General features: G+C 38.9%; 7 protein-coding genes. All 7 read right to left on the bottom strand.

The features are described 5' to 3' along the window. Position 1 precedes the first annotated feature (1 nt). The 7 genes from H5V42_RS04575 to H5V42_RS04545 all read right to left on the bottom strand — a co-directional run bounded on the left by H5V42_RS04575 (position 2) and on the right by H5V42_RS04545 (position 13,639). Positions 2 to 7,429 (bottom strand): BspA family leucine-rich repeat surface protein, encoded by a 7,428-nt coding sequence (locus H5V42_RS04575; RefSeq protein WP_185781947.1) that lies wholly within the window; start codon positions 7,427 to 7,429, stop codon positions 2 to 4. 112 nt (positions 7,430 to 7,541) lie between these two features. Beyond that, entirely contained in the window at positions 7,542 to 8,822 is a 1,281-nt protein-coding gene (gene argH, locus H5V42_RS04570) for an argininosuccinate lyase (protein ID WP_185781946.1), read from the bottom strand. Between the two features lie 129 nt (positions 8,823 to 8,951). Further along, complete coding sequence (locus H5V42_RS04565) at positions 8,952 to 10,019, bottom strand: M20 family metallo-hydrolase (RefSeq protein WP_185781945.1); 1,068 nt, start codon at positions 10,017 to 10,019, stop codon at positions 8,952 to 8,954. Then, positions 10,016 to 10,792: an acetylglutamate kinase gene (gene argB, locus H5V42_RS04560; RefSeq protein WP_185781944.1), complete on the bottom strand. Its 777-nt coding sequence runs from the start codon at positions 10,790 to 10,792 to the stop codon at positions 10,016 to 10,018. The genes H5V42_RS04565 and argB overlap by 4 nt, the downstream gene beginning before the upstream one ends. Before the next feature lie 15 nt (positions 10,793 to 10,807). Further along, positions 10,808 to 11,746 carry an N-acetylornithine carbamoyltransferase gene (locus H5V42_RS04555; RefSeq protein ID WP_185781943.1) on the bottom strand — a complete coding sequence of 313 codons (939 nt, stop codon included), beginning with the start codon at positions 11,744 to 11,746 and terminating at the stop codon, positions 10,808 to 10,810. A 2-nt stretch (positions 11,747 to 11,748) separates the two neighbouring features. Next, entirely contained in the window at positions 11,749 to 12,513 is a 765-nt protein-coding gene (gene proB, locus H5V42_RS04550) for a glutamate 5-kinase (RefSeq protein WP_185781942.1), read from the bottom strand. A gap of 1 nt (position 12,514) precedes the next feature. Continuing rightward, complete coding sequence (locus H5V42_RS04545) at positions 12,515 to 13,639, bottom strand: aspartate aminotransferase family protein (protein ID WP_185781941.1); 1,125 nt, start codon at positions 13,637 to 13,639, stop codon at positions 12,515 to 12,517. Positions 13,640 to 13,671 lie beyond the last annotated feature (32 nt).

Below are 13,671 nucleotides of genomic sequence, written 5' to 3'. Positions count from 1 at the left end.
TTTATCTTTTTAATACCAAGTATCCTTGGGTAGCTTTAAGGTTGTGTTGTTCAGGTATATTAATTTGGAAGAAATAGGTGCCTTCAGGTAAGCTGTTAGCACCAAAACTTGTTAGCACGTTTGCTTCACCTGTAAATACATTTGATGTGTTATTGTACCCCTCAATTTTAAAAACCATATCTCCCCATCTATTGAAGATAATTACGGTATTTTCTGGGTATTGCTCAATACCATTAATTGTCCAATAATCGTTAATGCCATCTCCATCTGGAGAGAAACCGTATTTAGATTCTATTTTAGGTTCATCTTCTGTGGAAAATGAAAAGGTATTGCAGTCAGATGAAGTTATGTTTTCAACATACGGCGTTATTATCACAAAAATTTGCTCGTTATATGGTAGCGTTTCATTTGGTTCATATGAAGTCACTAATCCTACATCTAAATTATTTATGATTGCTCCCTTATCATCACTTGTTCCTATGCTTATAAAATAGCCTTCAGCTTCAGGAACTTCTTCCCAACTAATATTGGTATCGACTGCAACATTAAACCTTCCATTTTCGGGTAAAACTATTGAGGTGCAGCTAGGTGGTGTTGGAGGAATATCTTCGGTTATGAAAGAAGAAATAATGCAATTATCAGCGTTACCCACTGTGTTATAAGGAGTAATTGAAACAAATATTTCTGTTGATTCTGGTAAATCTTCCGATAGATTAAACGTGGTGGTATTACCAACATCTTCATTTGAAATTATGTTATATGAACCAATAGCTGTTCCAATATTTATTATATAGCCATCAGCGTTAGCAACTGCTGACCATTCAAAAGTTGTCGTCACTGAGACATCAATAGCTAAATCTTGAGGTTGTAGTAAACTTGTACACTCTGGTATGGTGGGTTCAATCTCTGTAGTAAAAGATTCTTCAATACACCCAACGGCGTTTCCAATCCCATTGTAAGGAACAATAGTAACGAATATCTCCGTGTTTTCAGGTAAATCTGTAGTTAGGTCAAAAGTGGTTCCAGTTACATCTTCAGCATCCAAAATATCATTTCCACCAGCAGTAGTACCAACCGTAAGGTAATATCCGTCTGTATCTGCAACTGTATTCCAATTTAAATCTGTAGAAATTGAAACGTCCGTTGCTGCATTAAGCGGTGAACTTAAACTAGTACAGCTAGGTATTGTGGCCACGGTTTCGGTGGTAAACGATTCTTCGGTACAGCCCGTTGCATTGCCCACACCGTTATACGGGACAATAGATACGAATATTACGGTATTTTCAGGTAGATTGTTGGGCAGGTCAAAAGTAGTGCCTGTGACATCCTCGTTATCCAAAATATCATTTCCCCCTGAAGTGGTACCCACGGTTAAGTAATAGCCATCAGCATTCGCCACAACATTCCAACTTAAATCGGTAGAAATTGAAACGTCCGTAGCTGCATTAAGCGGTGAACTTAAACTAGTACAGCTAGGTATTGTGGCCAGAGTTTCCGTTGTAAAGGATTCCTCGGTACAACCTGTAGCTGAACCAACCCCATTGTACGGTAAAACGGTTAGGAATATCTGTGTGTTCTCTGGTAAATCAGCTGGCAAATCAAAAGCAGTGCCAGTGACATCCTCATTATCCAAAATATCATTTCCTCCTGAAGTGGTACCAACGGTCAAATAATAACCATCAGCATTACCTACGGCGTCCCAACTTAGATTAGTTGAGATTGAAACGTCCGTAGCTGCATTAAGCGGTGAACTTAAACTAGTACAACTAGGTATTGTAGCTAGAGTTTCCGTTGTAAAGGATTCTTTTATACATCCGGAAGCATCTCCTACAGCATTGTAAGGAACAATAGATACGAATATTACGGTATTTTCAGGTAGATTGTTGGGCAGGTCAAAAGTAGAGCCTGTGACATCCTCGTTATCCAAAATATCATTTCCCCCTGAAGTGGTACCCACGGTTAAGTAATAGCCATCAGCATTGGCCACAACATTCCAACTTAAATCGGTAGCAATTGAAACGTCGGTAGCTGCATTAAGCGGTGAACTTAAACTAGTACAGCTGGGTACAGTTGGCAGGGTTTCGGTGGTAAAGGATTCTTCGTTACATCCGGTAGCGCTTCCGAAAGAATTATAAGGAACAATAGTTACGAATATCTCCGTGTTTTCAGGTAAATCTGCAGGCAAGTCATAGGTAACAACATTACCCACGTCCTCTGCATTCAAAATATCGGTTCCGCCAGAAGTGGTGCCTACAGTAAGGTAATACCCATCTGTATTGGCTACAGCATTCCAGCTGATATCGGAATTTATGACCACATCTGTTGTTGCATTTAATGGATTGTTAATTGTGGTGCAATTGGGTGGATTTGATAAACTTCCTGCTCCGGTTGTGAATATTTCTTCTGAACAGCCAGAGGCATCGCCAACAGCATTGTAGGGAATAATTTGAACGTAATGCATCCTATTTTCTTGAAGGTCAGCCGTAAAAGAATAAGTGGTAACATTGCCTACATCTATATTATTAACAACTTCTATTCCACCAGAAGTAGTACCTACGCTTACCAAATATCCGGTAGCGTCGGCAACGGCATTCCAGCTTAAATCTGTATCAATAGCTACATCTACAGCACCGTTTATTGGGCTAGCAATTGTAGTACATGAAGGGGGAACTGGAATAAACTCAGTTCTAAAAGACTCTTCTGTACAAGCTGTAGCAGGCCCAACTTCGTTGTAAGGGATAATGGTTACATAAACTAAAGTGTTTTCCGGTAAATCCGTAGAAAAATCATATTCGGTTACATTACCTACATCTTCATTATTAACTAAATCCGTGCCTCCAGAGGTTGTTCCTACATTGATTCTATATCCATCTGCATTACTTACCGCGTTCCAGTTTAAATCCGTATCAAAAGAAATATCGGTAGCATTGTTTAACGGTAAGGTCAGATTGGTACAATCTGGTACAGTTGGTGGATTATTTGTTACTGTAAAACTTTCTTCAGTACAAGGCCCAACCGCATCGCCATTTTCATTGGATGGGATAATGGTAACATAAACCGTAACATCTGGGTTAAAGTCTGCAGCAAATTCAAATGAGGTATTATTCACTACCACTTCATTATTTAAAATATCTGTGCCTCCGGGTGAGGTGCCAACAAATAATTTGTATTCTCGCGCAAACTGAACCGCTTCCCATGTAATATTCGTATTCACAGGAACGTCCGTTGCTCCATTTAGCGGTGCAACCAATTGGGTGCATTCGGGAATAGGACAATCGAGAACATCACCTGTAAAAGTCCATCCAAAATTGTCTATCATAGATTGGCGTTCTTCAACTGCATCACAATAGGGTAGCGTATTTGCCCCAAGGTTAATACCTGGTGTTAATGTCTGTTCTGACCAAGCTATTAAGGTATTGTCATAATTTTCTCTTGAAAGGGCAGTATCATCCAACATGCCTTGCATATTGGTTACATTTTCTATATTCCAATCGCCTAAATATTGATTAAATGCCGTAGCATCATGGAACATATTGCGCATAGAAACGGTACCAATTAACCATTGATCAAAAGATTGGTCAAGCGCACTAGCACCGTAGAACATCCCTTCCATATTGGTCACTCCATTTACGCGCCAGTTGTTTAAACTTTGGTTATAACTATTAGCACCATTAAACATGTCTTGCATAGTGGTAACACCACGAACGTTCCAGTTGTTAATTGAGCTATTGAAGCTTGTAGCATCCTGAAACATACCTCGCATAGTAGTTACAGAGGCAACGTTCCAGATATCAAGTGACTGGTCAAAGGCACTTGCTTCTCTAAACATCTCTTGCATAGTGGTTACGAAAGAGGTATTCCAACTAGCAATATCTTGATTGAATACAGTAGCTCCATAGAACATTTCTGCCATATTTTGAACCTCACCTGTATCCCAATTATTAAGGGGTTGGTCAAACGCTTCTGCTTCTTTGAACATAGAATCAAAATTGGTAACTACACCAACGTTCCAACTGTTTAAAGGTTGGTTAAAAGTAAAAGCCGATTCGAACATAGATGGCATTAGCGTTACCGAACTTACATTCCATGTATTTATGGGTTGATTAAATACTTCGGCATGTTCAAACATATTGCTCATATTGGCAACAGCACTAACGTCCCAATTATTTAATGGTTGGTTAAATACTTGGGCACCCCTAAACATGCCGTTCATGTTTACAACAGAGTTTACGTCCCAACTGTTCATGGGTTGATTGTAAGAGATGGCGTAATTGAACATACTATTCATGTTAATTACATTGGTTACGTTCCAGCTATCAATATTTTGATCAAAAGCTTCAGCTCTAGAAAACATAGAGGTCATATTGGTAACGGTACTAACATTCCAGTTATTCAAGGGTTGGTTAAATGCTATTGCAGCATAAAACAATTGGCTCATATCTGTTACTGATGATACATCCCAACTATTGATGTTCTGGTTAAACAATTCTGCATCATAGAACATGGCAGACATGTCCGTTACATTAGCTGTATTCCAGTTATCTAAGGGTTGGTTAAATACCTCTGCTCTTTGGAACATTTCTGACATATTGGTTACTTGACTAACATTCCAGCTGTTTAAAGGTTGGTCAAAAGCCTCTGAACTTTGAAACATACGTCCCATATCTGTAACATTACCAGTGTCCCAACTACTTAAATCTTGGTTGAAATCCTCCGTTCGGGCGAACATAAAATTCATGTTCGTCACTTGGCTTACATCCCAATTGTTTAAAGGTTGGTTAAATAATTGAGCAGCCCCAAACATTCCGTACATATTGGTAACATTGCTTGTATCCCAACTGTTTAGAGGTTGGTTAAAACTACGTGCAGAAATAAACATGCTCTGCATGTTGGTAATATTGCTTACATCCCAATTGTCTATTGCACCATTAAATAAGGTACAGCCAGAAAACATGTTAGAGGCTAACTCGACTTGAGAAAGATTAGGTACATCCGTTGCGTTGTATTCCATATTTGCACAACCATAAAATCCGTAATTCATAGATTGCCAAACTTGTGTGCCCCATTGGTCTATAGATATAAGTTTGATATGGTCAGAATTACTTACCCAATGATAAGGAGCTGGAAAATCTCCTATAATTGATACCGTATAAACACCGGGGTTTAAGTAGGTATGTATAATTTCACCAGTAACATTGTTGTTATATTGCCCATCTCCCCAATCAATAGAATAATTATATGTTAGATAATCTGGATAACCGGTGTTTGCTTCAATTTTTAACTGATTGGTAGGCGTTGACCCCGATTCTGTTATGCTAGTATCATATGTTAATTTAAAGGCATCTGGACTGTTCACCCAGCTTTCAACAACTGTAAAGGAGAGTTCTTGGCAACCTGTTGCAGGACCTTCGGTATTATAAGGTACAACCGTTACATAAACGGTATCGCCTGGTAGAAATTCATTTGTAAAATCTAACCCAATGGTATTGCCGACATCATAATTATTAGCAACGTTCCCATTAATTGTAGCATAGTTTCTAGAGCCACCGCGTTCAATTTCTAGGGTAACTCTGTACCCGTCCGCATTTGGAGCAGGATTCCATCTAATATCACTATTGGCAGGTGTCATGTTGTCTCCTGCCGCTGGCATGGTAATTTCTGTACAGAGCACATAAGAACAGTTCACACTGTCCCCAGTAATAGTCCAACCGTTTGTATCTATCAATCCTTGTCTTTGATTTAGTGCATCACAATACTGTAGTCCGTTAGCACCTAGACTTACCCCATTTTGTACTGTTTGGCCCGCCCAACCAATTAGGGTGTTATCATAATTTTCTTGAGATAAGCTACTATTAGAAAGCATATTGCTCATTTGCGTTGCGTTTGCAACATTCCAATTAGCAAGATTTTGATTAAATGAACCAGCATTTAAAAACATTGCTGAAAACCGTGTAACATTTGAAACGTTCCATGAACTAATATCTTGATTGAAATTAGTTGCTGACCGGAACATATCTCTAAGGCCATCCACACTAGATACATCCCAATTACCTAAAGGTTGATTAAATGCAGTAGCCCTAAAAAACATTCCTTCAATTGCAGTAACATTGCTGATGTTCCAAGAGTTTAATGGCTGATTAAATGCAGTAGCTTCATTAAACATATAACTCATTATAGTGACATTGCTAACGTCCCAGTTGTCAATGTTTTGATTAAAGGCTGGGTTTTCTTCAAACATGCCCCGCATGTTGGTTACCCCACTAACATCCCACATGCCAATGTCTTGATTAAAGGCAGAGTTATCTCTAAACATGTATTCCATGTCTGTTACATTACTCACATCCCAATTATCCAATGGTTGGTTAAAGACTGCTCCCCAAATCCAACCATCAAACATCCCAGACATATCTGTAACATTACTTACATTCCAATTGTTTATAGGTTGGTCAAATGTTCGGTTTCTATGAAACATTTGAGACATATTGGTTACATTACTCACATTCCATAAGTTTATGGGCTGGTTGAATTGTGATTCTCTAAAGGTGGCTTCCATGGAAACTACATTACTTACATTCCAATTGTTTATTGGTCTATTGAATGCAGAGCCCTGAAAAGTCCCGGTAAGATCTGTGATATTGGTCACATTCCAATTATCTAAGGGCTGATTATATCGGCTTGTGTATCTAAATGTTCCAATTAAATTGGTGAGATTTGATATGTTCCAATTATTGATGTTTTGGTTAAAAGAAGAAGCTTCAGATAAAAAATACTCCATATCTGTAACAGATGCTACATTCCAATTGTCTAAGGGTTCATTGAATGCTCTTGCCCTGTGGAAGGTGTAAGACATATCTGTGATATTGGCTGTATTCCATAAATCCAATGGTCTGTTAAAAACGATACATTCTTGAAAGAGGCCTGATATATTAGTTATGGTACTAACATCCCAATTATTAACAATACCATTAAAGGCTTCACAGCCCCTAAACATGTTTTGCAGCGTTGTAACTTGGGATAAATCTGGCGCATCAATAGCATCGAAATTGAGATTTTCGCAACCATAAAAGGCATTTTCCATGGTTTGCCATTGTTGACTTCCCCAAGCCAATATTTCTAAGATTTTTAGTTTATCGCTGGCGTTTTCGTCATTAAAATAAATAGCAGGGAAAGTGTCACTAATTTCTATGGTGTACGTACCAGGGGTTGCATACGTGTGGGTTATGTTGCCAGTAACACCAGTATCAGAATTACCATCTCCCCAATAAACTGTATAGTTGTAAGTATAGGCAGGGTTGGTAGGTATAGTAATCTGGTTGTTGGCGGAAGAGCCAGATTCTATATTAGTGGTATTCCATGTAGATCTAAAAGATTGGCCAAATGCTGAATATCCAATAAGTAGAAAAATGAATAAAAAGTGGGTCTTACTCATGTTGTTTGGTTAATTACCAACAACTTACGAGCGTTATATTTGACCTAAAAGAAATTGTTGTCTTATTAAAGAATTTGGTAGCGTACAAGCCTTTCTTTTAGGTTTAGGTATTTCAACTAATTTTTTCCATCTTCTTTTTAATTTCTTCTAAACACAGATTTCCCAAACTACCTTCATGGGTGTGTTTAATATCTCTTTTGGGTTTAAAATTGCCATTTTCTATGGCCTTACCCATGGTTTTGTAAGCATCTCTAAACGGCATACCGTTTTTAACCATTTCATTCAACGTATCTACGCTAAAGAGGTAATCGTATTTGGTGTCACTTAGAATAGCTGCATTCACTTTTATTTCTTTCAAACTAAAGTGTAACATTTCTAAACAAGCTTTCATGTCCTGTATAGCCGGTACTATTACTTCTTTCACCAATTGCAAATCTCTATGATACCCACTTGGTAAATTATTCATAATTAGTATTAACTGATTGGGCGTAGCTTGTACTTTATTACACTTGGCACGTATCAACTCAAATACATCCGGATTCTTTTTATGAGGCATTATGCTACTACCGGTGGTGAGCTCGTTTGGAAAGGAAATAAAATTAAAATTCTGGCTCATATACAAGGTAATATCCATAGCCATTTTAGACAAGGTGGCTCCTAGGCTAGAGATACCAAAAGCCGTTGCCTTTTCTACCTTTCCACGGCCCATTTGCGCCGCAACTACGTTGTATTTTTGTGTAGCAAAATCCAATTCTGCCGTTGTAAAACTTCTATCTATTGGGAAAGAACTGCCATAACCAGCTGCGCTACCTAACGGATTTTGGTCTGTAATTTTATATGCCGCATCCACAAAGTACAAGTCGTCTATTAAACTCTCTGCATAGGCGGAAAACCACAATCCAAAAGAAGAAGGCATGGCAATCTGCAAATGCGTATAACCGGGTAAAAGCGTTTTTTGATGTTTCTCGGCCAGTTTCATCAGTAAATTGAACAACTGCTTGGTCTGACTTTTGATTTCTGTGAGTTCTGCCTTTAAATACAATTGCATAGCCACTAGAACTTGGTCATTTCTAGAGCGTGCGGTATGAATTTTTTTACCTACATCTCCCAATTTTTCGGTGAGTATGTACTCAATTTTAGAGTGCATATCCTCAAAATCATCTTCAATGGTAAAGTCTCCTTTTTCAATAGATTTACCAATGGCAGCCAATTCTTTTACCAAAAGCTTCGCTTCATCATCAGAAATTAATCCTACTTTGGCCAACATTTTTGCATGCGCTGTGGAGGCGATAACATCATACTTGGCCAATAGTAAATCGAGTTCCCTGTCGTTGCCAACAGTGAATGTATCTATTTTTTTATCAGTGCTGAATCCTTTGTCCCAGAGTTTCATAGTTCTTTTTTTACAGTTTCTGCAAATGCAGGAATCTTATTCTAAGGTCTCGACTGCGCTCGACCTGATATTATTTAATTCAAATTATTTTCCTCGTCACTTAACTATTCCCCTTTGGGGGCTAGGGGGCTACAAAAATCCCTCTAAAATATCAATATAAAGCTGTACCCCTTCGTACACTTCATCAACATAGATAAACTCATCTGCTGAATGACTTCTTGGACTATACCCGGGACCTAATTTTAAAGATTGACAGCTAAGTTCTGCTTGGTCTGATAGTGTAGGGCTACCATAAGTTTCCCTACCTAAAGCAATACCAGATTGCACCAACGGATGCTCAATAGGAATAGAACTACTACTTAAGTTCAACGACCTAGGTCTTAGTTTACAAGGTGCTTCACGCTGTAGCATTTCATTAATTTCCTCATTGGTGTAACAATCGTTAACACGGGTGTCTATCACCAAATCTACCTGTGCTGGTACTACATTGTGTTGGCTGCCCGCGTTAATTTGGGTAACCGTCATTTTAACAGGGCCTAAAACATCGGATACCTTTTCAAATTGATAGTTTTTAAACCATTCCAACACTTTTATGGTATTGTAAATGGCATTATTATCGTTAGGATGGGCGGCGTGCGAAGGTGTGCCTTCTACGGTTCCTTCAAAAACCACTAAGCCTTTTTCTGCTATGGCCAATTGCATTTGGGTTGGCTCACCTACAATAGCTACATCAATCTCTGGAAGAATAGGTAATAAGGCCGAAATACTTTTATCGCCAGCATCTTCTTCTTCTGCCGTGGCACTCATGATAATGTTATAGCTCAAATCTTCTCGCTCATAAAAATGTACAAAAGTGGCCAACAAGGAACACAAAGCACCGCCGGCGTCATTACTTCCTAATCCATACAATTTACCATCTTCTATATGCGGATTAAAAGGGTCTTTGGTGTAGGCCTTATTGGGCTTCACCGTATCGTGGTGGGAATTCAATAATAAATTGGGTTTGCTTTCATCATAATACTTGTTAAAAGCATAAATATTATTGTACTGTCTTTTGGTTGTCACCCCATGACCTTGCAACCAATTGTCTATTAATGTAGCCGTTTCATCTTCTTCTTCAGAAAAAGAAGGAATAGCAATTAATTGTTTTAGTAATTCTAGGGCTTCTGTGCCCAAAGCTTTTTTATCTAACTTCATAAAACCAATGTTGTATAGTTGGTGTTTGCTGTTTGAAACATTCCTAAATTTCCAATTTTAACTTGTTTTACACCATTTTTTAGGGCGTGAAAACAATTATGCATCTTAGGCAACATGCCGTCTGCAATAACGCCTTTTGCTACCAGGGCATCGTAAGTAGTTGTATCAATATGTTTAATTAAAGAATCTTTTCTGTTGATGTCTTCTAGTACGCCATCCAATTCAAAACAATAATAGATGGTTGTGTTGTAAAAGTCGCTGAGACCAATGGCAACTTCTGAGGTAATGGTGTCTGCGTTGGTGTTGAGTAATTGTCCTTTTTGGTTGTGCGTTAGGGCACAAAATACGGGAGTTAATCCAATACTTATCAATTGGCTAATGGTTTTTCCACCAACACCTTTAACATCGCCGGCAAACCCATAATCAATTTCAGTAACGGGGCGCTTTTGTGCCTGTATGGTATTCGCATCCGGACCACTTAGTCCAATAGCATTTACACCTTTAGCCTGCAATTGTGCCACCACATTTTTATTTACAAGTCCACCGTAAACCATGGTAACCACTTCCAAAGTTGCTGCATCGGTAATACGGCGGCCGTTCACCATTTTTGGTTCTATTCCTAATTTGGGTAACAACTGGGTTGCTTTTTTACCACCACCATGCACCAGAATCTTATGACCGGGCAATTGCGCAAAAAGGGTAAGAAACTGGTCTAGCGCATCGCTATCCTCAATTATATTACCACCAATTTTAACTATGCTTAAATCTTCCATTTAATTTGTAGCAGCTTACAGGTCTTTTATTAGTTGTTTTAGCACCACTTGGGCTGCATAAGTTCTATTGTTGGCCTGTTCCATACATAGGCTTTGGTCGCTATCCATAACAGCATCTTCTACTACCACATTTCTACGTACTGGCAAACAGTGCATAAACTTGGCCTTCCCCAATTTTTCTTTGGTCATCATCCAATTGCTATCGGTGTTTTTTACTTTACCGTAATCTTGGTAATTGCTCCAGTTTTTTACGTATACAAACTTCGCATTTTTAAGCGCTTCTTCTTGGTCGTGCACAATTTTACATCCTTTTGTTACTTCCGGGTTTAGCTCATACCCTTCTGGATGGGTAATTACAAAATCGGCATCTTGCAATTTCATCATCGCAACAAAACTATTGGCAACCGCATGCGGCAAAGCGCGTGGGTGTGGTGCCCAAGACAAAACTACTTTAGGTTTTTGGGCAATTTTATTTTCTTCTAAGGTAATGGCATCAGCCAATGCTTGTAAGGGGTGCCCAACAGAACTTTCCATATTTACTACGGGAATGTTCGCATATTTTTTAAAGGCGTTTAAGACCAACTCGGCCTCGTCAGCTTCTTTGTCGGTTAAACCAGCAAAGGCACGTATCGCTACAATATCGGCATATTGGCTCACCACTTGTGCTGCTTCTTTTACGTGTTCTGCTTTACCTTGGTCCATTACGGCTCCTTCTTCAAACTCTAACTGCCAGCCTTCACTACCAAAATTCATAACAATAGTATCTAACCCTAAATTTATGGCAGCTTTTTGTGTGCTTAAACGGGTACGTAGGCTATTGTTAAAGAACAACAAGCAAATGGTTTTGCCAGCACCTAGTTGTTTAAACTGGGTGGGTTCTTTTTTTAGTTCGATAGCTTCTTGTACCGTTTGTTGTAAACTGTCTAAATCGTTGATATGTAAGTAATGCTTCATTGTTATGTTGCTATTATTTTGGTGAAAGGCTGTTTGGCATTAAAACTATCTAGGATAAAATTATCCAATAAGCCGTTCACTATCCAAGTTTCTATATGTGCTTTTTGTGCTATTGCCGAAGCTTCTATTTTTGATTGCATGCCACCTGTTCCGTGAGACGATTTTGCTGTGCTAATTTCCTTTTGCATGGCTTGCAAATCATGCACTTCTAAAATGGTTTCTGGTGTTCCATTTTCCATAGATGCTTTGCTATATACGCCATTGGTATTGGTAGCGATTATAAGTAAATCTGCTTCTAAAAAGGCTGCGGTGTAGGCCGCCAGCTTATCATTATCGCCAAATTTAATCTCTTCTGTGGCTACAGTGTCGTTTTCATTAATGATGGGTACTACGTTATTTTGTAGTAGCACATCAATGGTGTTTTTTATGTTCTGGCGCGATTCGTCATCCCGTAAATCCGAATACGAAAACAAGCATTGCGATGTAAATAAGCCCAGTTCTCTAAAATTCTCTTGAAAAATATGCATTAAACGGGGTTGACCAATAGCTGCCAAGGCTTGCTTAACATTAATGTCTTTACCGGTGTGTTCTAATTGTACAAATTGCTTTGCTGTTGCAATGGCCCCAGAGCAGACCAAGATAAATTCGTATTGGTCTTTTAATACCGCCAATTGCCTGCCGATATCCTCTATTTTACCACGGGATATCTGGTCTGTTTCTTTGGTCAGTGTGTTAGAACCAATTTTGATGAGAACGCGCTTTTTCATGCTACAATTCCGCTTTTAGAGCGTTAAAGAACAAATCGATTTCTGCTTTGCCAATAGTTAACGCTGGCAAGAACCGAAGTACCTGTTTATTGGCTGCGCCGCCCGTAAATACATGCTGATTAAAAATGAGTTTTTTGCGAAGTTCTGCTACCTCAAAATCAAACTCGAGCCCCAACATTAACCCTCTCCCTTTTACCTTTTTTACTTGCGGAATTTTGGCTGCCTCTGCTGTGAAGTAGGCACCCATGGCTTGCGCATTGGTTAACAGGTCTTCTTTTTCTATAACTTCTAAAACCGCCAGGGTAGCGGCACAAGCAAGGTGGTTACCACCAAAAGTAGTGCCCAACAACCCATAAGAAGCCTTAATATCTTCATGAATTAAGATACCACCTACGGGAAACCCATTACCCATACCTTTGGCAATTGAGATAATATCTGGTTTAATATTATGGTGTTGAAATCCAAAGAATTTACCACTTCTACCAAAACCGGCCTGTACTTCGTCTGCAATAAGTACTACACCGTGGTTTTTGCATTCGGTTTGAATAAGCTGGTAAAATTCGGTTGTGGGTTCATCCAAACCACCAACCCCTTGTATGGCTTCTAAAATAACCGCGCAATAGTCTCCTGAAGCTAGTTCTGCTTTTAAGTTTTCGACATCGTTAAAATCAATAAAAGTTACTTTTTGCTGTTGATTTATAGGTGCGTTTATTTTTGGATTATCCGTTGTAGCCACTGCAGCTGAGGTACGCCCATGAAAGGCTTTTTTAAATGCCAAGACCTTGGATTTCCCGGTATGGAACGATGCCATTTTTAAAGCATTCTCATTGGCTTCTGCTCCAGAATTACATAAGAATAAGTTGTAATCTTCACAGCCAGAGAGTTGGCCTAGTTTCTCTGCCAACGCCTCTTGCAATGGATTTTTTATAGAGTTGCTATAAAAACCAATTTGTTGCAATTGGTCGGTAAGCATATTAACATAATGTGGGTGGGAATGCCCTATGGAAATCACGGCATGCCCGCCGTAGAAATCATAGTATTTTTGACCCTTATCATCAATTACCTCAATGCCTTTTGCGCTTACAGGGGTAACATCATATAAAGGGTAAACATCAAATAATTTCATGCTGTTGTTTTTTCTAGTTATTAGGCTATATA

The organism is Croceivirga lutea (assembly GCF_014235875.1).
Lineage (GTDB): Bacteria > Bacteroidota > Bacteroidia > Flavobacteriales > Flavobacteriaceae > Croceivirga > Croceivirga lutea.
This window is presented reverse-complemented; position numbering and strand designations above follow the sequence as displayed.

Excerpts from the sequence above, each read along its gene's own strand:
- H5V42_RS04575 (WP_185781947.1), bottom strand. The coding sequence starts at position 7,429 with ATGAGTAAGACCCACTTTTTATTCATTTTTCTACTTATTGGATATTCA.
- argH (WP_185781946.1), bottom strand. The coding sequence starts at position 8,822 with ATGAAACTCTGGGACAAAGGATTCAGCACTGATAAAAAAATAGATACA.
- H5V42_RS04565 (WP_185781945.1), bottom strand. The coding sequence starts at position 10,019 with ATGAAGTTAGATAAAAAAGCTTTGGGCACAGAAGCCCTAGAATTACTA.
- argB (WP_185781944.1), bottom strand. The coding sequence starts at position 10,792 with ATGGAAGATTTAAGCATAGTTAAAATTGGTGGTAATATAATTGAGGAT.
- H5V42_RS04555 (WP_185781943.1), bottom strand. The coding sequence starts at position 11,746 with ATGAAGCATTACTTACATATCAACGATTTAGACAGTTTACAACAAACG.
- proB (WP_185781942.1), bottom strand. The coding sequence starts at position 12,513 with ATGAAAAAGCGCGTTCTCATCAAAATTGGTTCTAACACACTGACCAAA.
- H5V42_RS04545 (WP_185781941.1), bottom strand. The coding sequence starts at position 13,639 with ATGAAATTATTTGATGTTTACCCTTTATATGATGTTACCCCTGTAAGC.